26 protein-coding genes are annotated in these 23095 nt (G+C 65.2%); 7 read left to right on the forward strand and 19 right to left on the reverse strand.

Going from position 1 to position 23095, the window contains the following annotated elements; genetic code table 11:
* The first annotated feature begins 165 nt into the window (after positions 1 to 165).
* On the forward strand, positions 166 to 1539 hold the full coding sequence (locus H4P35_RS13385; RefSeq protein WP_226849391.1) for an MBL fold metallo-hydrolase RNA specificity domain-containing protein: 1374 nt from the start codon (positions 166 to 168) through the stop codon (positions 1537 to 1539).
* Positions 1540 to 1621: 82 nt separating this feature from the next.
* On the opposite strand, the gene H4P35_RS13390 is transcribed toward H4P35_RS13385, so the two are convergent.
* Positions 1622 to 2047 carry a universal stress protein gene (locus H4P35_RS13390; RefSeq protein ID WP_081100913.1) on the reverse strand — a complete coding sequence of 142 codons (426 nt, stop codon included), beginning with the start codon at positions 2045 to 2047 and terminating at the stop codon, positions 1622 to 1624.
* A 283-nt stretch (positions 2048 to 2330) separates the two neighbouring features.
* Between H4P35_RS13390 and H4P35_RS13395 the strand changes: the two genes are divergently transcribed.
* The 3 genes from H4P35_RS13395 to H4P35_RS13405 are packed head-to-tail and all read left to right on the forward strand — an operon-like array spanning position 2331 to position 4631.
* On the forward strand, positions 2331 to 3170 hold the full coding sequence (locus H4P35_RS13395) for a universal stress protein (RefSeq protein WP_226849393.1): 840 nt from the start codon (positions 2331 to 2333) through the stop codon (positions 3168 to 3170).
* A gap of 31 nt (positions 3171 to 3201) precedes the next feature.
* Complete coding sequence (locus H4P35_RS13400; protein ID WP_175155493.1) at positions 3202 to 3651, forward strand: universal stress protein; 450 nt, start codon at positions 3202 to 3204, stop codon at positions 3649 to 3651.
* Complete coding sequence (locus H4P35_RS13405) at positions 3648 to 4631, forward strand: zinc-binding alcohol dehydrogenase family protein (protein WP_226849395.1); 984 nt, start codon at positions 3648 to 3650, stop codon at positions 4629 to 4631. Before H4P35_RS13400 ends, H4P35_RS13405 begins: the two co-directional genes overlap by 4 nt.
* A 32-nt stretch (positions 4632 to 4663) precedes the next feature.
* Here H4P35_RS13405 and H4P35_RS13410 read toward each other — a convergent pair whose 3' ends face one another.
* The 8 genes from H4P35_RS13410 to H4P35_RS13445 form a co-directional block, all read right to left on the reverse strand.
* Entirely contained in the window at positions 4664 to 6454 is a 1791-nt protein-coding gene (locus H4P35_RS13410; RefSeq protein ID WP_370638979.1) for an adenosylcobalamin-dependent ribonucleoside-diphosphate reductase, read from the reverse strand.
* Positions 6455 to 6467: 13 nt separating this feature from the next.
* On the reverse strand, positions 6468 to 6926 hold the full coding sequence (locus H4P35_RS13415; RefSeq protein ID WP_226849398.1) for a universal stress protein: 459 nt from the start codon (positions 6924 to 6926) through the stop codon (positions 6468 to 6470).
* A gap of 68 nt (positions 6927 to 6994) precedes the next feature.
* Positions 6995 to 7702 carry an arsenical resistance protein ArsH gene (gene arsH / locus H4P35_RS13420; protein WP_226849399.1) on the reverse strand — a complete coding sequence of 236 codons (708 nt, stop codon included), beginning with the start codon at positions 7700 to 7702 and terminating at the stop codon, positions 6995 to 6997.
* A complete protein-coding gene (arsC, locus tag H4P35_RS13425; RefSeq protein ID WP_226849400.1) occupies positions 7695 to 8117 on the reverse strand; it encodes an arsenate reductase (glutaredoxin) in 423 nt (140 codons plus the stop codon). The genes arsH and arsC overlap by 8 nt, the downstream gene beginning before the upstream one ends.
* Before the next feature lie 45 nt (positions 8118 to 8162).
* Positions 8163 to 9245, reverse strand: a complete 1083-nt coding sequence (gene arsB, locus H4P35_RS13430) for an ACR3 family arsenite efflux transporter (protein WP_062839464.1) — start codon at positions 9243 to 9245, stop codon at positions 8163 to 8165.
* 4 nt (positions 9246 to 9249) lie between these two features.
* Complete coding sequence (locus H4P35_RS13435) at positions 9250 to 9750, reverse strand: arsenate reductase ArsC (protein ID WP_142055216.1); 501 nt, start codon at positions 9748 to 9750, stop codon at positions 9250 to 9252.
* Between the two features lie 122 nt (positions 9751 to 9872).
* Entirely contained in the window at positions 9873 to 10199 is a 327-nt protein-coding gene (locus H4P35_RS13440) for a helix-turn-helix transcriptional regulator (protein ID WP_081100912.1), read from the reverse strand.
* Positions 10200 to 10388: 189 nt separating this feature from the next.
* Positions 10389 to 11354 carry a tripartite tricarboxylate transporter substrate binding protein gene (locus H4P35_RS13445; RefSeq protein ID WP_226849402.1) on the reverse strand — a complete coding sequence of 322 codons (966 nt, stop codon included), beginning with the start codon at positions 11352 to 11354 and terminating at the stop codon, positions 10389 to 10391.
* Between the two features lie 175 nt (positions 11355 to 11529).
* Here H4P35_RS13445 and H4P35_RS13450 point away from each other — a divergent pair, with 175 nt between their 5' ends.
* Positions 11530 to 11730: a hypothetical protein gene (locus H4P35_RS13450; protein ID WP_226849403.1), complete on the forward strand. Its 201-nt coding sequence runs from the start codon at positions 11530 to 11532 to the stop codon at positions 11728 to 11730.
* 180 nt (positions 11731 to 11910) lie between these two features.
* Positions 11911 to 12126, forward strand: coding sequence for a hypothetical protein (locus H4P35_RS13455; RefSeq protein WP_142055212.1), 216 nt, complete (start codon positions 11911 to 11913; stop codon positions 12124 to 12126).
* 56 nt (positions 12127 to 12182) lie between these two features.
* Here H4P35_RS13455 and H4P35_RS13460 read toward each other — a convergent pair whose 3' ends face one another.
* The 8 genes from H4P35_RS13460 to H4P35_RS13495 form a co-directional block, all read right to left on the reverse strand.
* Positions 12183 to 14615, reverse strand: coding sequence for a membrane-bound PQQ-dependent dehydrogenase, glucose/quinate/shikimate family (locus tag H4P35_RS13460; RefSeq protein WP_226849404.1), 2433 nt, complete (start codon positions 14613 to 14615; stop codon positions 12183 to 12185).
* 111 nt (positions 14616 to 14726) lie between these two features.
* Positions 14727 to 15308, reverse strand: coding sequence for a GTP cyclohydrolase II RibA (gene ribA, locus H4P35_RS13465; protein WP_254636822.1), 582 nt, complete (start codon positions 15306 to 15308; stop codon positions 14727 to 14729).
* A 131-nt stretch (positions 15309 to 15439) separates the two neighbouring features.
* Positions 15440 to 15859 carry a YgiW/YdeI family stress tolerance OB fold protein gene (locus tag H4P35_RS13470; protein ID WP_226849405.1) on the reverse strand — a complete coding sequence of 140 codons (420 nt, stop codon included), beginning with the start codon at positions 15857 to 15859 and terminating at the stop codon, positions 15440 to 15442.
* A 106-nt stretch (positions 15860 to 15965) separates the two neighbouring features.
* A complete protein-coding gene (locus tag H4P35_RS13475) occupies positions 15966 to 17357 on the reverse strand; it encodes an ATP-binding protein (RefSeq protein WP_226849406.1) in 1392 nt (463 codons plus the stop codon).
* Position 17358: 1 nt separating this feature from the next.
* Complete coding sequence (locus H4P35_RS13480) at positions 17359 to 18015, reverse strand: response regulator transcription factor (RefSeq protein ID WP_180098747.1); 657 nt, start codon at positions 18013 to 18015, stop codon at positions 17359 to 17361.
* Between the two features lie 157 nt (positions 18016 to 18172).
* Positions 18173 to 18670 carry a glycine zipper 2TM domain-containing protein gene (locus H4P35_RS13485; protein WP_152384482.1) on the reverse strand — a complete coding sequence of 166 codons (498 nt, stop codon included), beginning with the start codon at positions 18668 to 18670 and terminating at the stop codon, positions 18173 to 18175.
* 39 nt (positions 18671 to 18709) lie between these two features.
* Complete coding sequence (locus tag H4P35_RS13490; RefSeq protein WP_062839455.1) at positions 18710 to 19165, reverse strand: hypothetical protein; 456 nt, start codon at positions 19163 to 19165, stop codon at positions 18710 to 18712.
* 77 nt (positions 19166 to 19242) lie between these two features.
* Positions 19243 to 19479 carry a lipopolysaccharide assembly protein LapA domain-containing protein gene (locus H4P35_RS13495; protein ID WP_056317937.1) on the reverse strand — a complete coding sequence of 79 codons (237 nt, stop codon included), beginning with the start codon at positions 19477 to 19479 and terminating at the stop codon, positions 19243 to 19245.
* 351 nt (positions 19480 to 19830) lie between these two features.
* Between H4P35_RS13495 and H4P35_RS13500 the strand changes: the two genes are divergently transcribed.
* The gene (locus H4P35_RS13500; RefSeq protein ID WP_223575452.1) at positions 19831 to 20562 is read left to right on the forward strand and encodes a carbonic anhydrase family protein; all 732 of its coding nucleotides are present in this window, start codon (positions 19831 to 19833) and stop codon (positions 20560 to 20562) included.
* Between the two features lie 71 nt (positions 20563 to 20633).
* On the opposite strand, the gene H4P35_RS13505 is transcribed toward H4P35_RS13500, so the two are convergent.
* Positions 20634 to 21263: a class I SAM-dependent methyltransferase gene (locus H4P35_RS13505; RefSeq protein ID WP_226849407.1), complete on the reverse strand. Its 630-nt coding sequence runs from the start codon at positions 21261 to 21263 to the stop codon at positions 20634 to 20636.
* A 184-nt stretch (positions 21264 to 21447) separates the two neighbouring features.
* On the reverse strand, positions 21448 to 22887 hold the full coding sequence (locus H4P35_RS13510) for an NAD-dependent succinate-semialdehyde dehydrogenase (RefSeq protein WP_056317945.1): 1440 nt from the start codon (positions 22885 to 22887) through the stop codon (positions 21448 to 21450).
* Positions 22888 to 23095 lie beyond the last annotated feature (208 nt).

The raw sequence follows: 23095 nt of genomic DNA on the forward strand, positions 1-23095 counted from the left end.
GCATTTCTCCTGGGTGGCGGGGGCACGCCCCACGCCTGTTTGCTTGTCGGTCCTATGTTGATCTCGCGCCCGGCGGTTATCTTGACATTGGTCAAGCAAGGATGGGCCTGCCACATCAATGCTGCTTATTAGCGAAAACTTGGTCAGACAGTCAGGAGTCGATCCATGACACAGAAGCTGCGCATACACTTTTGCGGGGCCGCCGGCACCGTGACCGGCTCGCGTCATCTGCTGGATGCGTCCGGGCGGCTGATCCTGATGGATTGCGGGTTGTTCCAGGGACTCAAGCCGCTACGGCTGCTCAACTGGGCGCCGTTTCCCGTGGCGCCCTCGAAGATCGAAGCCGTGCTGCTGTCGCACGCGCACCTGGACCATTCGGGGTATCTGCCCAGGCTCGTGCGGGAGGGTTTTGCCGGCCCGATCTATTGTTCCGAAGGGACGCGCGACCTGTGCGAATTGCTATTGCTGGATAGCGCCCACTTGCAGGAAGCCGATGCCGATTACCTGAACCGCCACGGCCTGTCGCGCCATCGTCCCGCGTTGCCCCTGTACACGGTCGCCGACGCGCGCAGAGCGATCGCCGCGCTCCGCCCGGTCCCGTTCGATGCGCCGATGCCGCTCCCGGGGGGAATGCAGGTCCGGTTCTCGCGCGCCGGCCACATCCTGGGCGCCGCCATCGTCGAACTCGATTACCCGGGTGGACGACTGGTGTTTTCCGGCGACCTGGGCCGCTATGACGACCCGCTGATGCCGCCGCCCGCGTCCGTGACGCAGGCGGATCATCTGATTGTCGAATCCACCTACGGCAATCGCAGCCACGGCACGCAAAGCGTGCCGGACACGCTGGCCGGCATCATCCAGCGCACCATCCGGCGAGGGGGCTCTCTTGTAATTCCGGCGTTTGCCGTCGGCCGCGCCCAGCTCCTGTTGTTTCACCTGTGGCGGCTCAGGCTGGCCGGAAGCATCCCTCGCGACCTGCCCATCTACCTGGATAGTCCGATGGCCAGCAGCGCGGTCGACGTCTATCTACGGCATACCGCCGATCAGCGATTGCCGCGTGCGGATGCCAGGGCCGCGTTCGGCGTAGCCACCTGCGTCACTGACGTCGAACAATCCAAGGCGCTGGACCGCTCGCCAATGCCCAAGATCATTCTTTCGGCCAGCGGCATGGCCACCGGCGGACGGGTCATTCACCATCTCAAGCACTATGCCAGAGACCCTAGAAACACGATCCTCTTTGCCGGCTTCCAGGCGATGGGAACGCGCGGGGCCGCCATGCTGGATGGCGCCCGACAAGTCAAGATACATGGAGAATATGTGCCGATTCGCGCCGAGGTCGACAACCTGTCGATGTTGTCGGCGCATGCGGACGCCGACGAGATCCTGCGCTGGCTTCGTGGATTCTCAAGCGCGCCCCGGCATGCCTACATCGTGCACGGAGAACCCGCGGCAGCCGACGCGCTGCGCCTGCGCATCAAGGACGAGCTTGGCTGGCGCTGCCATCCTGTCGAGCCGTCCGAAACCGCCGTGTTGAACTGATCCGGCGCGGCGCAGGGGCAGGCAAGGGCGCGCCCGGCCCAGGCCGCCCGGGCAGCGGGCGGGCAAGGCGGGGCGCGCGTGGTCAATTGATCATGACGACCGGTATGTGGGCGGTGTGCAGCACTTTCAGCGCCACCGATCCGAGCAGCAGGCTGCCTGCGGCGCCTAGCCCCCGCGAACCCATGACGATGTGGTCGCAGTGCTGTTCGGCCGCATAGGCGGTGATCGTTGCGGCCACGGGCCCCACGCGCATCTGCGTTTGATAGCTGACACCGGCGGCATCCAGGACCGACCGCGCCTCGGCGAGCGCGGCGCTGGATTCATCCTCGTAGTAGTCCCGGATCATTTCCGGCGTGACGAACGCGCGGACGGCGCCCGACACAATGGGTATTTGCACGTTCAGCAGGTGGATCGCGCAGTCGCCATGCTCACGGATGTGATCGATCATGTACTTCACGGCACGCAAGGCGTTTTCGGAGCCGTCGATGGGAATGAGTACGTTCTTCACAGTGGCCTCAACGTTTGGGGGTAGGAAAGGCGCAGCCTCGGCTGCCTGCAACCATCATGACGCGAATGATGCTCCGGCCATTGACTGGAATCAAGGTTTGAGGCGCACCCCGACGGCGGCGTCCCCGCTCGCGCGTTGACGAAGGTCAATATTTGCCGGCCGCACCCGCGCAAGATGAAGCCTATGCAAGAGGACGTGGCCCCGCCAGCCAGTCAAGAGAGCGCCGCAGGGTGCGAGACGCGTGCAGGCAGTCCTCAGCCACTTACTGCCACCGGAGGTCACCATGTTCCGTCGAATCGCTGTCCATCTGGACCAGGGCGCCGATTGTTCGCGCCGGCTCGATTTCTGTCTGCGTCTGGCCAAGGCCCATGACGCCCACCTGACAGGGATATACGCCAGCTACGTCGCGCCGGGCTATTTCTATGACGAAGCCGGGTTGTGGGTGAGGGGGATGGATCGGGCGGTCCAGATCCACGAAAAGGCGCGCACTGCCGTCCAGAAGGCGTTCAGCGAGGCGGCCGAGCACGCCGGCGTTGCGGCGGCATGGCGGCAAGGCGAGTGGGGCACGCCCGCGGAGTGCGTTTCCCGGCACGCGCGTTCCTCGGATGTCGTCGTGGTGGGGCAGAACAACCTGAAGGATCTCGAAGCGGCCACGGGCAACGATTTCGTCGAGCAGGTGATCCTCACCTCGGGCCGGCCCGTCATCGTGCTGCCCATTGCCGGGACGTTCAGCACGATCGGCGGCCGGGTGCTGTACTGCTGGGACCGCGGCCGCGAGGCGGCGCGGGCCATCGCCGACGCCGCGCCGCTGCTGCGCAATGCTGCGGCTTTGCAGGTGTTGTCCCTGGACGAGGGATTCCCCTTGCAGCAGCCTTCGGACGTTCCCTTCGAGGACCTCGTCGCCTACTGCATCTGCCACGGGTTTCCCCAGCCCGTCCACCAGATGCGCGACGTCCGCCACGGAGACATCGGCGATGCAATTCTGACGGCGGCCGCGGATTTCAGTGCGGATCTCATCATGATGGGCGGATATGGGCACAGCCGGATGCGGCAGCTGGTGATGGGCGGGGCCACCCGGTCGCTGCTCAGCGCAATGACGGTTCCCGTCCTTCTGTCCCATTAGGCGATTGCTGCGTCGCCGATCTGGATAGCCCATGTACCGCCGTATCCTTGCCGCCATCGACGGCTCGCACGCATCCGACCGGGCATTGGAGGAGGCGGTCCGGATCAGCCGGGAAGCCGGCGCCTCGCTCCTTGTCGTGCATGCGCTGGAGGATCCGCCGGCAGTCCTGGAGGACAACCCCTACGCCGAGGATGCCCTGCGCACGCTGAAGGCCAGCCGAGAAGAAGCGGGCGCCAACCTGCTCAAGCGCGCCAAGGCTGACGCCGCGGCGGCCGGCGTCAACGCAGAGGCGACGCTTCTGGATGAGGACGCCATGCCGACGCCCGCGCGCATCCTGCGGGCCGCGCAGGCCTTCAACGCGGACCTGATCGTGTTGGGCACGCATGGCCACCATGGCCTGCGCCGCGCGATGCTGGGCAGCAGCGCGGAAGGCGTCGTGCGGATGGCGCCTGTCCCCGTCTTGCTGGTCCGCACCCCATGAAGGCGATGGTCCTGCAAGCGCCGGGGCTGCCCCTGACGCTGGAAACACGCGAGACGCCGCAGCCCGGCCCCGGCCAGGTCAGATTACGCGTGTTGGCATGCGCGGTCTGCCGCACGGATCTGCATGTCCTGGACGGCGAGCTGCCCAACCTCAGGTATCCCATCATTCCGGGCCATGAAGTCGTCGGCGTCGTGGAATCGGTCGGGGCTGGCGTCGACACGGCGATGCTGGGGCGCCGCATGGGTGCGGCCTGGCTGGCGCGCACGTGCGGACAATGCACGTTCTGCCGCGCCGGTCAGGAAAATCTCTGCAGCGAGGCCCTGTTTACCGGCTACACACTGGACGGCGGCTTTGCGACGCACATGCTCGCGCATGCAGACTATCTGTTTCCCTTGCCAGCAGCCAGAGCCCCTGCGCGGATGGCGCCGTGGCTCTGCGCCGGCCTGATTGGCTGGCGGGCATTGCGGGCAACCGGCGATGCCCAGCGGCTGGGGCTTTATGGTTTCGGTTCTGCGGCGCGCCTCCTCACACAGGCCTGCCGCCACCTGAACCGCGAGGTGTACGCCTTTACCCGCACCGGCGATGTGGCAGCGCAAGCGCATGCGCTTGCGATGGGCGCGACCTGGGCTGGCAACAGCAGCGAACCCGCGCCAGTACCCCTGGATGGGGCGATCCTGTTCGCGCCGGTCGGCGCGCTGGTGCCGTCAGCGCTGGGCGCGGTGCGCCCGGGCGGATGCGTGGTGTGCGCGGGCATCCACATGTCGGACATCCCGGCATTTCCCTACCGGCTGCTATGGGGCGAACGTTCGCTCTCGTCCGTCGCCAACCTGACGCGTGAGGACGGAAGGGAATTTCTCGGCAAGGCGCACGCGTGGGATCTGGGTGCCGATGTCCGCACGTATCGGCTTGAGGACGCCAATCGCGCGTTGGACGACCTGCGGGCGGGGCGCATTCAGGCGACGGCCGTGCTGCTGCCCTGAGGCGCGGCGGATCCCCGGTGCCGGGCGGTCTCTCATGCGCACCCTTCGCACGCGCTTGGCGTTGCCAGGGCGTCAGCGTCCGCTGTGGCCGTGCCCAGCACCGCCGCAAGTGCGGGGTCTGGCCGAAAGAGGGTAATCCCCTTGAGCCCGAGCTTGAACGCTGACATGAACAACGCCTGCGCGCGTTCGACGCTGCAGTCGGACGGCACGGGCACCGTCTTGGAAATGGCGGCGTCCACGAAAGGTTGCAAGACGCCCACCATCGCCACGTGGTCTTCAGGCGCTACCTGCTGCGCGGTGCGGAAATAGTCGGGCAAAGGTTCGTGGGGAAAATGCAGGTTCCATTGGCGCCACGCATGGTTCTCAACCGGCACGTCAACCGCAGCGGCGCCCAGCACGACGCGGCGGCGGTAAGTCCAGCCGAAAGCCGGTTCGATCCCGCTGGAGCAATTGTCCGCAAAGGCAAGGCTGACGCTGCCGGTCGGCGCATACGAAACCAGATGGCTGTTTCGCAACCCATGCCGGCGCACGGCAACGCGTACCTCGGCGGCAAGCGCATCGCCGATGGCGCCGTCCGACAGGTAGTCCGCTGCGCGGTAAAGGGGGAACGGCCCGCGTTCCCGGGCCAGTGCGGCCGACGCCGCGTAGGCGCTGTCCCGGATGCATCGGGCCACTTCGCTTGCGGCCTGGCGGCCGGCGGCGCTGTCGTATCGCAATTGCAGCATCGCTAGCATGTCCGCCAGCCCGGTCACACCCACGCCTATCCTGCGCGTGGACAATGCCTGCGCCTGTTGGGCGGGCAGGGGCCAATGCGTCAACGCGATCACGTTATCGAGCATGCGCACCTGTATGCGGACCATGCCGGCCAGCTTTGCCAGGTTCACGCTGGCGGGGCCGCCCAGTCCAAATGGGTGATCGACCAAGCGTGTCAGGTTGATGGGGCCGAGTACGCAGCATCCATAGTCGGGAAGCGGCTGCTCGCCACACGGATTGGTGGCCCGGATCGTCTCGAGTGCGCGCAGGTTGTTGGCGCGCGCGATGGTGTCAATGAACAGCAACCCCGGTTCGGCGCTGTGGACGGCCTCGCGCGCGATGGCATCCCATAAGCGCCGTGCCGAATGCTGGCGATACTGCCAAAGGCCGTCGGTTCGCTGGAATGCGCCCGCGTCGATCGCCGCTTGGCCGGGCGGGGTGTGATGAACCAGCGGCCAGGGCTCGTCGCGCTGCACCGCGGCAAGAAACGCGTCGCTGACCGCGACCGAAATATTGAAGGTACGCCAGCGCCGGCGGCCGTGCTTGGCCTGGGCAAAGTCAAGGATGTCGGGATGCGCACAGGATAGAACCGCCATTTGGGCGCCGCGGCGGCTGCCCTCGAATGCCAGGCGGGCGCACGCCGCGTCGTACTGGTCGATTGCTTCGTGGACCGTCGGGGCGTCTGCCCGCCCAGGAGATCCCGCCGCCAGCGGGGGCAGCGACGAAAAATCGTACCCGACCCCGCCGCCCATGGCCAATGTCTCAAGCGCCTGCTGCAGACCGGCCTGGAAGGAGAGTGAGGCATCATGGCCACCCACCGGCTGCACGAAACAATTGACCATGGTCGCGTGTGCCTGCGTGCCGGCGTTTGCCATGATCCGCCCCGCACCGATCGCGCCGTCCCGCATGTTCTGAAGAAACGCCGCAGCGGCGGACGCCCGCCGTGCCGGCGTCTCCGCCTGGGCCAGCACCAGGGCGACGCGCGCGTACACCTGCGCGGCATCGTGCTCTGCGCACGCCACGTACCGGTCAAGCAGCACATTCACGCACGCCGGCTGCGGCAGGAGCATGAAACGCCCCGGATCAGGAAACGCCTTCGGGAGCCCGCAGCAGCAACACCGGCACCGATGCCCCGCGCAGGATGCCTTCGGCGCTGCTGCCCAGAAGAAGACGCCGCGCGCCGCGGCGGCCATGCGTGCCGATCACGATCAGATCGGCTTTCCAGGCTGCCGCTTCATCCAGCACCCGCTGCTGGACGGTCCGGTCCAGATTCTCGTAGAGCGCGGTATCCGCGTCGATGCCGGCATCGCGGACGGTGCCTTGCGCCGTCTCCAGCATCTTCGCGCCGTTGCGGCGCATCAGATCCAGGAGTTCGCCCGCGCGATAACTGTAGGCATCGGTGGTCAGGGCAAAGGACAGCTCGTCGATGACGTGTATCAGACGGATGCGCGCCCCGGTCAGCTTGGCCAGCCGGATGGCCTCGTTCAAGCCGATCTGCGAGGTGGCGCTGCCGTCGATGGGAACAAGGATTCGCTCATACATGCTGGTCTCCGGGAAAATTGGGCACGAAACCAGTATCAGCGGACGCGCGGCGAGAATATTGATTCCGGTCAAGTTGTGGGCGACAGCGCCGCGGCAGTCTCCTTGCGTTCGCTGTAGCGATCCACCAGATAGGGGCTGGCATCCCGCGTGAGCAACGTGAACTTCATCAGCTCTTCGACCACGTCGACGATCCGATCGTAGTAAGGGGAGGGCTTCATGCGCCCGCGATCGTCGAACTCCTGGTAGGCCTTGGCGACGGACGATTGATTGGGAATGGTCAACATCCGCATCCAACGGCCCAGGATACGCATCTGGTTCACCGCGTTGAACGACTGCGATCCGCCCGAAACCTGCATGACCGCCAGCGTCTTGCCCTGCGTGGGCCGCACGGCGCCCACCGACAACGGGATCCAGTCGATTTGCGTCTTCATCAATCCCGTCATCGCGCCGTGACGCTCGGGCGAGCTCCAGATCATGCCTTCGGCCCACTGGACAAGCTCGTGAAGCTCTCGGACCTTGGGATGATTCTCGGTGGCGTCATCGACCAGCGGCAGCCCGGTGGGATTGAAGAGCCGGGTTTCGCCGCCCAAGGCTTCGAGCAAGCGTGCCGCTTCTTCGGCGACCAACCGGCTGTACGAGCGCTCGCGCAGCGATCCATACAAGAGCAGGAACCGCGGCGCATGCGTGGACCGCGCCGGCGGGAACAGCGCGGCCGGAGCCGGCGCCTTGAAGTACGCGGGATCGATATTCGGCAGATCGGCAAACACGTCAGACACGGTTGCCCTCCGCATCGATCAGCGGTTCTCCATCCTCTTTGTTGAAGGCGCCGCGTTGAGCCTGAGGCAGAATGTCCAGCACGGCCTCCGACGGCCGGCACAGCCGCGTACCCAGTGGGGTCACGACGATCGGCCGATTTATCAGGATCGGGTGCTCAAGCATGAAGCCGATCAGTTGGTCGTCTGTCCACTTCGGATCGGACAGCCCCAATTCGTCGTAAGGCGTGCCTTTCTGGCGCAGCAGCTCGCGAGCGGAGATGCCCATATCGGCAATCAACGACCGCAGCGCGGCGGCGTCCGGCGGCGTCTTCAGGTACTCAATGATCGTGGGCGTTTCGCCGCTATTGCGAATCAACCCGAGGACGTTGCGAGACGTGCCGCAGGCCGGGTTGTGATAAATCGTGATGGAACTCATGAAAACCTCTATCTAAGGAATGTCGTGCAGGCCGGCGGCCACCACTCAGCGCCGGATGGCGCCGGCCTCATACCAACCCTTGGTCCGATTGACGATCCGCACGACTAGCAGCATTACGGGCACCTCGATGAGCACGCCGACCACCGTGGCCAATGCCGCGCCAGAGTGGAACCCGAACAGGCTGATCGCGGCCGCCACGGCCAGTTCGAAGAAGTTGGATGCGCCGATCAGCGCGGAAGGGCAGGCAATGCTGTGCTTTTCTCCCGCGCGGCGGTTAAGCCAGTACGCCAGGCCCGAATTGAAAAACACCTGGATGAGAATCGGCACCGCCAACATCGCAATGATCAAAGGTTGGCCAATGATGGCTTCGCCCTGAAAAGCGAACAGCAGAACCAGCGTCAGCAGCAGCGCCGCCATCGAGAACGGCCCGATGCGCGCCAGGGCGGCGTCGAATACCGCCTGACCGCGGCGAAGCAGGGCGCGGCGCCAGAGCTGGGCAAGCACCACCGGAATCACGATGTACAACCCGACGGACACCAGCAGCGTGTCCCAAGGCACGGTGATGGCCGACAGCCCGAGCAGCAGGCCCACCATGGGCGCGAAGGCAAACACCATGATGGTGTCGTTCAATGCGACCTGGGACAACGTGAACACCGGATCGCCTCCGGTCAGGCGGCTCCAGACGAACACCATGGCGGTGCATGGCGCCGCCGCCAGCAGGATCAAGCCGGCAATGTAGCTATCCAGCTGGTCGGCGGGTAACCAGGCCGAAAAAATCTGGCGTATGAAAAGCCAGCCCAGAAAGGCCATCGAAAACGGCTTGACGGCCCAGTTGATGAACAGCGTCACGCCAATGCCGCGCCAGTGCTGCTTGACCTGGCCGAGCGCGCCGAAGTCCACCTTGAGCAGCATGGGAATGATCATCACCCAGATCAAAAAGCCGACCGGCAAGTTGACCTGCGCGACTTCGAGGCGCCCGATTGTTTGAAATAGGGCGGGCATGAGTTGGCCCAGGACGATGCCGATCACGATGCAGAGAAACACCCAGAGCGTCAGATAACGCTCGAAAACGCTCATCCCACCGCGCGTCTGCGGCATCGGCGCCGCGGCCTGTGTACTGGATGACATCGACTTACTCCTGCGTTTTGCCAATCCCGCGCAACTCAGTCTGAAGCGACATTGCATCCAGGCGGTCGATGGGCAAAGAAAGGAAAAGCTCGATACGGCGCTTGAGCACTCGCGCGGCGTCCTGAAATGCCTTGCGACGTTCTTCTTCGGTTCCTTCATGGGCTGCCGGGTCAGCAATGCCCCAGTGAGCCGTCATTGGCTGCCCAGGCCAGACGGGGCACACTTCGCCCGCGGCGTTATCGCAGACGGTAATGATGAAGTCCATTTTTGGAGCCCCCGGCACCGCGAACTCGTCCCAACTCTTGCTCCGATAACCCTCGGTGGGTAATGAAAATGAACTTAGCGCGTCGAGCGCCAACGGGTGGACCTCACCCTTTGGGGTACTGCCAGCGGAGTAAGCCTGGAAGCGATCGCCACCGATTCCTCGGAGTAGACCTTCAGCCAGGATGGAGCGTGCAGAGTTGCCCGTACAGAGAAACAGCACGTTGAAAGGGGAGTGCGACATGGGAATTCCTAGCAGCAGTGTGTGGAGGTTTTGGTATTCGGAACACAGCGGTTGGCTTGCATGGCTGATTCCGCTCATCGACATGGAGATGGACGTGAAGGCATCTCATAGGCGATTTCTGATCAGGTGGGAGTGCAGGCGCCGGAGTTTGAGACCTCGCACGTGGCACCTTCGCAGCAGTGTTCGGTGAGGTAGCCCAGCAGGCCATTCATCTGCGAGAAGTCCGCGCGATAGATCAGATTTCGACCTTGTTGCTCAAAGGTGACAAGGCCGGCATGCGACAACTCCTTCAAGTGGAAGGACAACGTGTTGCGCGCGACGCCGAGTTGATCGGCCATGACGCTGGGCATGAGACCGCCGAGGCCGGCAACCACGAGGGCGCGAAATACGCGCAGACGTTGGGGATGGGCCAGGGCGCCGAGGGCGAGAACTGCTTGAGATTCATGCATTGTTCGATCATACAACGATTGTTGAATTATTAGGTCACTTGAATTCTTTTGTTCTAGGTGATCCCCCGGGTCTATTACTTTACATAATGCACATTATGCGAACTTAGCCTGGGGCGAGCACCACATCGGTTACGGACCCCCGCAGCTCGGAGCCATTATCGTCGCCAACCCATCCAGAGCAACCACCGGCTACTCCTTTTTCAGCCCCTTGGCGCTTGAAGCGAACTCATCGGCCAACCCCTTGAGCTCTCGCTTGTAGTCGTCCAACGACCCCTCATATCCCTCCAAATACAAATCCCGCCGCGCCTTTTCCATCGCCGCTGACGTGGCAGCCTGACGCACAAACTCCGCCAGCTTCGTCCTGACGGGCTCTGGCGTTTCGCTGCGCACGGCAACGCTGTAGCTGCTGTGGAACACCATGTTCGGCACGCCAAGCTCGGCGAACGTCTTCACGCCGGGCAAATGACTGACGCTTCCTTTGCGGCCGGTATAGGCCAGCACCTTTACGTGCGGATTGTCCTTGACGCTTTGGGTGGTGCCGATTGTGGTGAAGTAGCCGTCGATCTGCCCGCCAAGGATGGCCGTCAGCCCTTCCGCGCCGCCCTTGAACGGAATTGGACGGTATTGCGTCCTCAGCCCTGAAGCCAGCCTCGCCGCAAGCGTGGAGTATGTGCCCACGCCGAGGTCGGCGACGCCAATGTCCAATTCCCGGTTAATGCCCTTCAAGTCTTCCAGGCGGTTCCAGCCTCGGTCGGACGGCACGATGAAGGCGTAGCTGCTTTGGCCCAGCGGCGCCAGGATTTCAAAGTCGGAGAACGCATAATCCGCGGCGGGTGTCGTGATCTTTGCACTGTAGAAGCCTTCGGCGTGGACCAGCAAGGTGTATCCGTCCGCGGGCCTGTTCTTGACGGCCATGATGCCGATGGCAGAGCCAGCGCCTGGCCGGTTTTCGACGACGACCGGTTGGCCCATGATCGTGCCCAGTTGTTGGGCGAACGCGCGCGAGATGGCGTCGGTGGCGGCGCCCGGTGGATACGGGACGACGAGGCGGACAGGTTTCGACGGATAAGCGGTTTGCGCAGCAGCCCCGAACGAAAACAGTGCGCTGAGGACTGCGCTGCCCAGCAGCATGCGGCGGCGTGTGACGATAGGCATGTGTTGCTCTTTTTCAGTTGTCTCCGCCTGAAAGTGTATCGATCGCCCAGCCGCCGATCTCCGTCATATTCCGCAGAACTCTTCTGCAAGAAATGAAGCAAAAAGGCATCGCCATTGCCCACGGGGATGCCGGCGACTCCTGCGATTCATGCCGTTTTGATCTGCGGGTTCAGCTATGGGCAATCCGATTGCGCTGGTCGCGCCCTCGCCCGCGATCCTGCTGATTCCCGTGGTGCTCCCTTCCCTGCCCTACGATCCGGACAAGGATCTGCTGCCCATCGCGCAAGTTGGCGCAGCCGGCGGTACCGGCGTGGCCATATGCCGGCAATTGCGCTCGATGAACGGTTGGTTCCAGGTTTCGCCAGAAACGCCCTGAAGCAGTGCGGCCGAACTACCGCCTGTTGCTCTTCTTGGCGATTCGCTTCCCGGCTAAGATTTTTTCTCGCCGGTCGCTGATCCAGTCCGTCCAGGATCGGTTGAACCACTAGCCGCCCACCGCGCACGCGTCCGCCGGCTGGAATTTGCGGCCAATGCGCACATCACCAAGGCTCGGGAAATGACCACAACCTATTTTGGCTTGCCTGTCGTGAAAGACCGTTTGGTGCGTCTCGAAGACATCCGTCGCCTCCCGTTCTACACATTCTGGGAAGAAAGCAGCCGAGGGTCGGCGATGTGTGAAGGCGATGAGGGAGAGCTTTTCGTCTATCTGAACGACTGGGAGGCATTCTCCGACTTGTTCATCAAGACCGGCAAGCATCGCCACAGCGGTTAGATTGCAAAAAAATGGGCGCTCCGCGGAGCGCCCAGATAATTGCGTTGCCGCGCGGCTTACACCTTGCCGGGCAATGCGTAGGCGATCACGTAGTCGCCGCGGTCGGGCGAGTTGCGCGCCCCGCCGGCCGAGATGACGAGGTATTGCTTGCCGTCGACGGTCGACTTGTAGCTGATGGGCGTGCCTTGGCTGCCGACAGGCAGACGGACCTTCCACACTTCCTTACCGGTGCCGGCGTCGTACGCGCGCAGGTAGTAGTCCTGCGTGGCGGCGATGAACACAAGGCCGCCTTGCGTGGCGAGCGTGCCGCCGATGGTCGGCATGCCGATGGGGATCGGCAGGCCCAGCTTCATGCCGAAGGGGCCGGTGTCCTGAACGGTGCCGACCGGCACCTGCCAGACCATCTTCTGCGTCTTCAGATCCACGGCGGTCAGCGTGCCGAACGGCGGCGCCTGGCACGGGATTTCCAGCGGAGACATGAATCGCACCTTGGCGTTGATCGCGTAAGGCGTGCCGGCCAGGGCCACGGGGCCCTGGATTGCGGCGGCTTCATTGCCGTCGCCCTTCTTGGCGTTGGCGCCGGCTTCGACCAGCTGCACTTCCAGGCCGACGCGCATGTCGTTGATGAACAGGTAGCCGTTGACCGGGTCGATCGAAATGCCGCCCCAGTTCATGCCGCCCAGCGATCCGGGCAGGTTGAGCGATGCGTCGGTGCCCGGCGGGGTGAACAGGCCCGTGTAGCGCTTGGACTTGAAGTGAATGCGGCACAGCAGCTGATCGAACGGCGTGGCGCCCCACATGTCCGATTCCTTCAGGTCGTTGGCGCCGATCGAAGGCATGCCGACCGAAAAGGGTTGGGTCGGCGAGTAGGTTTCGCCGGGAATGTTGCCGGCCGGCACCTTGCGTTCTTCGACGCGGGTGAGCGGCTTGCCGGTCTGGCGGTCCAGCACGAAGATCTGGCCGGCCTTGGTGCCGAAGACGAGTGCGGGCACGTTCTTGCCGTCCACGGGGAAGTCCGCGAAAGTCGGCTGCATGGGCACGTCGAAGTCCCAGAGGTCGTCGTGCACGGTCTGGTAGACCCACTTTTCCTGGCCGGTGCTGGCGTCGACCGCCAGGACAGACGCGCCGTACTTGCGGTCCAGCGCGGTGTGCTTGACGCCCCACAGGTCCACGGCGGCGCTGCCCACGGGCATGAAGACCGTGTTGGACTGTGCGTCATACGACATCGGCGCCCACACGTTCGGGGTCGAGCGTGCGTACGTCTGGCCGTTGGCCGGCGCGGCCTTGTCTTGCGGACTGCCGGGGTCGAACGCCCAGCGCAGCTCACCGGTGATGACGTCAAAGCCACGCACCACGCCGCCAGGCATGTCGGTGCTGACGTTGTCCGCGACGCGGCCGCCGATCACAATGGTCGTGCCGGCCAGCGTCGGGGCCGATGTCGGGTAGTACTCGCCCTTGTCGGCGCCCTTGCCCATGCCGGCGCGCAGGTCCACGCGGCCCGCTTTGCCGAAATCGGCGCAGAACGCGCCCGTGTCGGCGTCCAGCGCGATCAGTTCGGGCGTCACGCTGTTCATCAGGATGCGGCGGCGGCAGGTGGCGCCCGCGTCCAGGCTGACGGCCTTGACGGGCGTCGCGCCTTCGACGGTGGGCTGCTCCAGCGGCGCATCGATGTCGAAATAAGCCAGGCCGCGGCAACGCATCCACTTCTTTTGCTTGGCGTTGATCTCGACCTTCCAGAGTTCCTTGCCCGTGGTCGCGTCCAGCGCGATCACGTTGTTGTGCGGGGTGCACAGGAACACGCGGTTGCCGATCTGCAGCGGAGTCTGCTGGTCTTCGGCGCCGCCGCCGCCGGGGCTGACGGGCGTATCGCCGGTGCGATAGGTCCAGGCGAGCTGCAGGTCCTTGACGTTGTCACGGGTGATCTGGTCCAGCGCCGCAAAGCGCGTCCCGCCGGCGGTATTACCGTAATGCGCCCAGTCCTTCTGCTCCTGGCCCGGAGCAACGGGCTTGAGCGCGAGGGTCTCGCCTTGCGAGAGCGGCGCGTGCGGCACGAACATGCCGGCAACTGTCGCAATGAAGGCCAGCGCCAGCACGGCGGCGGCGATGCGGGACGGTGCGGGGCTGGCCGGCTGGTTCTGCGCGCGGCGCAGCAGCGGCTGCGACAGCGCTACCAGGATGCCAAAGCCTGCAAACACCAGGACACGCGACACGAGCGGCCAGAATTGCAGGCCGACCTCTGCCACCGCCCAGATGGCGGTGCCGATCAGCGCCAACGCGTACAGCAGACCGCCACTGGCGCGGCGGCGTGCGATCTGGACGCCGGAGATGGCCAGCACAACGCCGCAAATCACGAAATACCAGCTACCGTTCAGCGCCATGAGGCGCGCACCTTGGTAGCCGAAAAAGAGTCCGGCCGCCAGAATGCAGGCGGCCAGCACGAACAGCCACGCTTTTGCGAGCGCGGACAGGTCTTTATGTTGTTGATTCATAGGGGATTCCAAAACGATACGGCCATGCAGCCGGCAATGCGGCCCAACGACCGGCCCAGAGTATAAGGGTTTCTCCTTATGCCGGGCGGGGCTGCCGGACGTATCGCTTCGTCACTCCTCGGTCTGACCGAGTTCGATGCGGTGCTGCGTGCGCAGCGCCTTGGCCAGCAGATAGCCTTTGTTGTGCTCGTTCGGAAATACGCCCGTCAGGCGGCAACCGCTGACCCGGATGCCCATGCGTTCGAGCTGGGTGCGCTTGTCGGGATTGTTTGTCAGCAGTTCAAGATTGTCGACGCCCAATGCCCGCAGCATCTGGGCGGCCGGCGTGTAGTCGCGGTCGTCCAGGCCGTGCCCCAGTTCCAGGTTGGCGGTGTAGGTGTCGTAGCCCAGTTCCTGCAGCCGGTAGGCGTCAAGCTTGGAATACAGGCCGATGCCGCGCCCTTCCTGGCGCAGGTACAGCAGATAGCCGCCCTCCTGGCTCATGAGGCGCAACGCCTCCTGAAGCTGGGGACCGCAGTCGCAGCGCAGCGATCCGAAGACATCGCCCGTCATGCACTCGGAGTGCAGCCTGACGAGCGGTTGCGGGCCGGGCTGCCCGAATTTGAGGGCGAGATGATCGCGCGCGTCGGCCAGGCCATGAAAGCTGTAAGCCAGCGCCAGCGCCTCGGTGCCATCGGCAAGGCGGATGGGCAACCGGACGGTGGCGCGGATGGAGGCTTCGGGCAGTTGGACCGCGGCGGGGGACGTTACGGGATTCACGACAAACGGGCACGGGTATCGAAACGGAGGTCGACAGGATAACGTATGCGCCCGCCGCGCGCGCTTTACATCACGCGGACGCTGTCGACGTCGAACTCGACGTTGTTGCGGTCACGGTCCAGTTCGCCACGCAACTCGACCTGGGTCTTGTCGTCGATCTTCTGGCCCGCCGGGAAGTCCTCGTGATCGATTTCGACCCGAATCTGGCCCGTGCCGTCGTCAAACGTGTAGTGATCGTCACCGTCGTGCGACACGATGCGGCCGCGCAGGATGGCGTTCTGGTCGTCCCGGCCATTGGCCAGGAGCTCCTTGACCGTCGTGACGGCAACCGTGCTGGGGCCGCTATAGCCTTGGGCAGCGGGTTTGCCGGTGCTGGGGCCCGTGTAGCCCTGGGCGTGCGCCACGCCCCCCACGGTGGCGCCAGCGAGGATGGCACTGGCCAGGAACGTGCGGAGGAATGAGGAACGACGAGAGATCTGGGTCATGGTGCGGCTCCTTGCGCGGATTGCGCTTCGCTGTTGAACATGGCGCCATTTGACGCCCCGAAGATGAAGCAGACCTTATCCCTGCGCGGGGACGCGGATTCTTGCGTCACCCGTTCATGTCTAGCGGCAGCAGCAGCGTGACGCCCAACCCCCGGCCATCCAGGCCCGGACCGAAGCGTAGTTCTGCGCGATGCATGGTGGCCACGCGCGCCACAATGGACAGACCCAGGCCATTGCCCGGCACGTTTGTGCCCAGGACGCGGTAAAAGCGCTGCGTCAGCCGCTCCAGATCGGCTGGGGCCACTCCCTCCCCGTCGTCCTTCACGCTGAGCGCGACGTGCTGCCCGGCGCGTTCGGCGGTGACCCGCACCTGTCCGCCCTCGCGGCCGTACGACACCGCGTTATGGATGAGGTTGCGCAAGGCGGTAAAGAGCGCGTCCCGGTTGCCGACCAGTTCCTTTTCGCGCGCCGCAATCGTGATCGTAGCGCCGCGCGCCGCCGCAGCGGGCGCGCAGGCGTCCACCGCATCCTGCAGCAGGCTGGGGACGTCAATGCGCTCGCGCGGCATGGCGTCGGCCGATTGCGGATCCAGCCGGGCAAGTTGCAGCAGGTTTTCGACCAGGCTCGTCGTGCGCATCATGTCGGCGCGCAGGCGCTGCAATTGCGCGGCCAGCGCCGGCGCCTGTTCGGCCGGATGGCTGCGTTGCAGGACCTGGATGCGCGACGCCAGCGCCGCGAGCGGCGTGCGCAGCTCATGCGCCGCATCCGCCGTGAAGCGCCTTTCGGCTTCAAGCGCGTGGTCCAACCGGCCAAGCAGACGGTTCAAGGCTGCCGTGATGGACTGCACTTCATGCGCCCTGCTCTCTTCGGCCACCGGCGACAGGTCGGACGGCGATTTGGTCTCGATGCCGCGCGCCATGCGCGCAAGCGGTTTGAGCAGACGCCAGATCAGTAACCAGTTGATCAGTCCAAGCAGGACCCACAAGCCAACCAGCGGCCACGCCAACGATTCGAGCATGTCCCAGATGAGATCGGTGCGTTCGTCCATCTCCTGGCCGACCTGCGCCGAAAAACCCAGGGAGTCATGATGGCGCACATAGACGCGCCAGTCCTCGCCGTCGGCACGCACGTCGTAATAGCGGTCGCCGCGCCGGTCCGGCGGCACGAACGGCCGCTTGGGCGCATCTTCGCCCCGCAGCAGAACGTCTCCCGTGCGCGAGACCAGCTGATAGTCCAGCCGAAGCGCCGGCTGCGTGTCGCCCGCGGCGGGCTGGCCCGCCGTCCGGCCGATGCTGCCCTCGCCCAGTGCCAGGACCAGCCGCGCGCCCTCTTCCAGCCAGTCGTCATAGGCGTCGTTGACCTCCTTGCGTGCGATGGCCAGCACGATCACGGTGCTGACCAGCCCCACCAGGATGCTGGAACCGAGCGTCGTGCCGATCAGGCGCCGGCGCAGGGAATAGCCGCGCTCGGCCCGGGGAGTCTTGTTGCGCCAGCGCATCTCAGTCCGCCAGCCGATAGCCCTGGCGGCGCACCGTCTTGATCAGGTCCGAAGACAGCTTGCGCCGCAGGTTGTAGATGTGGACTTCGATCGTGTTGCTTTCGACTTCGTCGCCCCAGCCATACAGCGCCTCTTCCAGTTGCGCGCGGGACACGATATGGCCCGGCCGCCGGATGAGCGCGTGCAGGATGGCGAATTCGCGCGCCGTCAGCTCGACCGGCTCTCCATTGAAGCGCACCTGCTTGGCCGCCACGTCCAGCAGCACGCCACCGTGCTCGAGCGCAGGGGTGGCGTGGCCGTCGCGGCGGCGCAGCGCAGCGCGGATGCGCGCCGACAGTTCGTCCAGGTCGAAAGGCTTGACGAGGTAGTCGTCCGCGCCGAGGTCCAGGCCTTCGATACGGTCGGGCACTGCGTCGCGGGCGGTGATCATGATGGCCGGCACGTTGTCGCGACGCGCGCGCAGCCGCCGCAGCAGGTCGTCCCCCGAGACGCCGGGCAGCCCGCGGTCGATCAACACGCAGTGGTAGTCGTGGGCGGCCAGCGCCGTTTCGGCAAGATCGCCGCGCGTCACGCGGTCGACCACATAGCCGTCGAGCTCCAGCCAGGATTCGATCGACTCGCCCAGGGATACATCGTCTTCGGCCAGTAGGATACGCATGCGCCGACTATACGCGACAGGATGAAGAGAATCTTAAGACGCCCATGGCGCGCTTTCTCGGCACGCGCAATTAATCTCCGCATACCACGCGGAGATTAGATGCCATATCCTCCGCATCCGGCCCGAATCGCGAGCCGGATGCAAAGATCCCGATGTGTCAGATGCCGCCGACGCGGCTGACGCCGCCCTGGGTGACCACCTGGACGCGCTGGCCGGTCGAGATTGGCACGTCCGCTTCCTGTGTGATGACGCGCACGTCGCCTGAATCCAGGCGCACGGTGATTTCCAGGCCCGCGCGGCGCATGCTGGCGTTTTCGACTGCGTTGCCCGCCATGGCGCCGCCGACTGCGCCGCCGACGGTGGTGATGCGTCGTCCGGAGCCGCCGCCCACGGCGTTGCCGGCGACGGCGCCCAGCGCGCCACCCGCGATCATGCCCATGCCCGAGGTCTGGCTGGCCTGGATGGTGACGGGCCGCACGCCAATGACGTAGCCGAGGGTGACGGTCTGGGCGCGCTGCGCCTGGTCGAAGGTGTAGACGCGTGAGGACGCGGAGGGATTGGCGCAGCCGGCAAGGATGGCGGCAAGGCCAAGAATGCCGCCTGCGGCGAGAAGGGTCAGGCGGCTACGCGGGGCTGCCTGCTGAGGCTTTTGCATGATGGGGTCTCCGGAACGGCGGAAATGGGAAATCCAGGCCTAGCGCGGACGCGCCGGCGGGGCCGCGGGCGCAGGCGCCGGTGCGGGCGCAGGCGCAGCCGCGGATGGCTGGGCGCTGGCGCGCATGAACTTCCCATTCGCATCGAAGCCGCCTATGGCGCGGCCATTGAAGAACACGACGCGGCGCGCGGTCCACTGCGGCTGGTCGGGGCCAAGCTGGTCGTAGGCAGCCACGTCAAAGTCGTACTCCCAACCCGACATGGGCTTGCCGTCCTCGCCCGCAAACGTCGTCTTCTTCACGGATTCCGCATATCCCTTGTCGCGATAGCTGACATACCGGGTGGGCGGCATGGAATCGCGCAGCGTCGACATGTACTGGTACAGGTCTTCATCGCTGGGCGGCGTGCCGTACTTGGCCAGATCGTTCTTCGTCGCGACCGTGCCGGCGCAACCGGCCAGCACGCACGTGGACAAGACAAGGAATAGCCTTTTCATCGGGATTGCTCCTAAGTACGCGTTCGCGCCCTGACTGCGGACGCACGGCGGCTAGCCGGGTAGCGCTTGGGGAATCTTCAGGGGGTGGGACCGGCGGGACGGCTGGCCGCGCCCCGGAAGGCGGTGCGCAACAGGCTGAGCAGAAAGCCGCCCGTCAGCATGCCCAGGATGTAGACGCCGACGACGAGAACCGACGTCGGCAAGGTGATGGTGGATGTCCAGAGCGTCAGGGTGACGGAATCGAAATTCTGGACCTTGAACGACAGAACCATCGCCGTGAGCAACACAATCAATACGATGTACAGGTATCTCATGGGGCACCTTTCGTATTCGCTGTCTTAACCGCCCCGAACCCGCCCGGGGGCCTGTCGTGCGGAAAACTATGCCACTCATCGGGCGGGAAAACAAGAAAAAGAGGGCCGCTTGTGGTTTCCGGCGCGGCGGCCCTGGGGTGTGCACGGGAGGCCGGGAAGCCCCCGTACCGGTGCGATTGTCCTGCCCTGCCCGCACGCGGGCATTGTTCACCGCCGCAAACAGGAACAGAATGGCTGTCGCCGTGAAAACGGCAAGTGTGGCCGGCCCATCATCGAATAGCCGCGTCCCGCGGTCTATCGTTTTGGGCTGCTTTTTGGGGACACCTCATGGAAGCGATCAAGGATTGTTGCATGGCTGGGCACCCTCTGAACCTGGACCGGCGCGGCTGGTTGAAGGCGGGCGTTGCCGCCGGAACGGCTGCGGTGATGGCAGGCGTGGCAGTCGCCCCGAACGACGCGCAGGCGGCGTCGTTATCGCAGGCACAGCGCGACGCAATGACGCCGGACCAGGTGATTGACATGATGAAACGGGGCAATGCGCGCTTTCGCGCGGGCAAGCCCCAGAAGCACGATTACCTTGCGCAGAAGCGGTCCAGCGCCCTGGGCCAATACCCGGCGGCGGTCATCCTGAGCTGCATCGATTCGCGCGCGCCCGCCGAGATCATTCTGGACACGGGCATCGGCGAAACCTTCAACGGGCGGATCGCCGGCAACATTTCCAACAACGACCTGCTCGGCAGCATGGAGTTCGCCTGCGCGGCGGCGGGCGCCAAGGTGATCCTCGTCATGGGGCATACGGCTTGCGGCGCGGTGGCCGGCGCGATCGACAATGTTCAGCTCGGCCATCTGACCGGATTGCTCGACGTGATCAAGCCGGCGGTCGAGGCCACCAAGTACACGGGCGACCGCAGCGGCAAGAATGCGCAATTCGTGGACGCGGTGGCGCGGACCAATGTTCAGCTCACCGTCGAGGCCATCCGCAAGAACAGCCCCATTCTTGCGGGGCTGGAAAAGGAAGGAAAGATCAAGATCGTCGGGTCGATGTACGACCTCACCAACGGCATGCTGACCTTCATGGCATAGCCTGCCCCCGACGTCGCCGTACCGCGGGCGGGCGCGCCTCTCAATGGGCCGCGCCCGTCCCGCCCGTGCCCTCAGGGCGTCCGGCTCAGGCTGTAAACAGAGGCAGGCGGCAGGTTCATGGGCACGAATCGCACGCGCCGGGCGTGAAGCCCGCACTCATCGAGCACGCGCGCCGAGATCGGGCATTTCACGCCATACGTGAAGAAGTGCATGGATGCGCCCGGCGGCATTGCTTCAAACACGGCGGTAAGCAGCTTGTGGTGATGCGCGCCGCTCATGTTGCGTAGGGGCAGGCCGCAAATCGCCGCGCCGATCCCGTGCAGTTCAGGATGGCTGTCGCGCGACAGGTCCTGGGCAGGCACCTGCAGCACGGCCGCCTCTGGAAACTGGCTGCGCAACCTGGAGCTCATGTCCGAGTCCTGCTCCACCAGCACCAGATTGGATGGCGCAACGCCCCGGCGCAGCATTTCCCGGGTGAACACGCCAGTCCCGCACCCCAGTTCGAGGACTTTGCCGGCGCGGGGCGGGATCGATTCGGTGATGGCCGCGGCCAGCGCGGCGCTGGAAGGCGCTACCGCGCCGACCGCCGAGGGGTTGGAAAGCAGTGCCTTGACGAACTGCTTGCGCTCCAAGAGCCAATTCATGGCCGAGCCGGCCGGCTTGTGCCGGGCAAGGGTCTTGATGGGCGGCAAGGAAAACATCGATGCGTCTATCTCCGGGGGGCGTCATTGTCAGACAGACCTTACCTTTGGTCGGCGGCCCGGACCGGCAACGGTGCGTAAGCGCGCCTTTCATTTGGAGAGCGTCGAATCCGGAAACGAACAAGCCGTATCCAATTTCTCGGATACGGCCTGTTGCCAAACCAGCCGGGTCAGACGGCGGGGCTTAGACCCCCACGACCGACACGGCCTTGGTGACCAGATACGCCTCAAGCGCTTCGGGACCGCCTTCGGAGCCGTAGCCGGAATCCTTAACCCCGCCGAAGGGCAGCTCGGCCGAGGGCGTTGCGGGCTGGTTGACCCAGAGCATGCCCACTTCGAGGCGGCGCGACAGCTCGTGCACCGTCTTGATCGACCGGGTGAAACCATAAGCCGCCAGGCCGAACGGCAGGCGGTTGGCTTCGCGGATGGCTTCGTCCAGGGTTTCGAAGCTGCGGATCGCCGCGATGGGACCAAACGGCTCTTCGTTGAAAATATCGGCTTCGAGCGGCACGTCGGTCAGGATCGTCGGGGCGAAGAAATTACCGGCGCCACCCACGCGCTGCCCGCCGGTGGCCACGCGTGCGCCCTTCTCTGCCGCGTTCTTGACGATCTTGTCCATGGCCGCCAGGCGGCGGTCGTTGGCCAGCGGGCCCAGCGTCGTGCCTTCGGTCAGGCCGTCGCCCAGCTTGAGCTTTTCGGCGTGCGCGATGAAAGCCTGCTCGAAAGCCGCCTTGACGTTCTTGTGCACCAGGAAACGGGTCGGCGAAATGCAGACCTGGCCGGCGTTGCGGAATTTCGCGCCGCCCGAGGCCTTGACGGCCAGTTCGACGTCGGCGTCCTCGGCCACGATGACCGGGGCGTGACCGCCCAGTTCCATCGTGACGCGCTTCATGTGGCGGCCAGCCAGCGCGGCCAGTTCCTTGCCGACCGGCGTGGAGCCGGTGAAGGTGACCTTGCGGATGATCGGGTGCGGAATCAGGTAGCTGGAGATCTCGGCCGGCGAGCCGAACACCAGGCCCAGCACGCCCTTCGGGATGCCGGCGTCGACAAAGCAGTTGAGCAGCGCGGCAGGCGACGCCGGGGTTTCCTCGGGCGCCTTCACCAGGAAGGAGCAGCCCGTGGCCAGCGCGGCGCCCAGCTTGCGCACGATCTGGTTGACCGGGAAATTCCAAGGCGTGAACGCGGCGACGGGGCCGACGGGTTCCTTGATGACCAATTGCTGGGCCGCCGGGTTGCGCGACGGCACGATGCGGCCGTAGACGCGCAGGGCTTCGTTGGCGAACCAGTCGATGATGTCGGCGCCCGCCAGCACCTCGCCGCGCGCCTCGGCCAGCGGCTTGCCCTGCTCTTGCGTCAAGAGGCGCGCCACGTTGTCCGCGCGCTCGCGCAGCAGGACGGCCGCCTTGCGCATGACCGCGCAACGCTCGTGCGCGGACGTGTCGCGCCACGTCTCGAAACCGCGTTGCGCTGCCGCCAGCGCTGCGTCCAGGTCCTCGCGGGAGGCGCTGGCCACCTGGCCGATCTTCTGGCCGGTGGCGGGGTTCACGACGTCGATGCGCGCGCCGCCTCGGGCCTCGCGCCATTCGTTGTCGATCAGGAGAAGAGTATCTGGGTAACCGTTCATGAATGCTCCGTGGTTGAAATGCGGCCGTCACGTGTCAGTCGATTCGGGCAAGCGGGGCGGAAACGCCCGGCGCCTGCCGTATCGTAAGTGTTTGGGAGGGAGACGGGAAGTGGGCCGCCTTCGGACCGTCCGGCTGGCGGTCCGGCGCGCAAGGCCAGGCATGGGCACGCCGCTTGCTGTAGGCGTTTCGCCTTTCGTCACTTAACCC

Origin of the sequence: Achromobacter sp. 77 (genome assembly GCF_020541125.1) — a bacterium.
GTDB classification, from domain to species: Bacteria; Pseudomonadota; Gammaproteobacteria; order Burkholderiales; family Burkholderiaceae_B; genus Achromobacter; species Achromobacter mucicolens.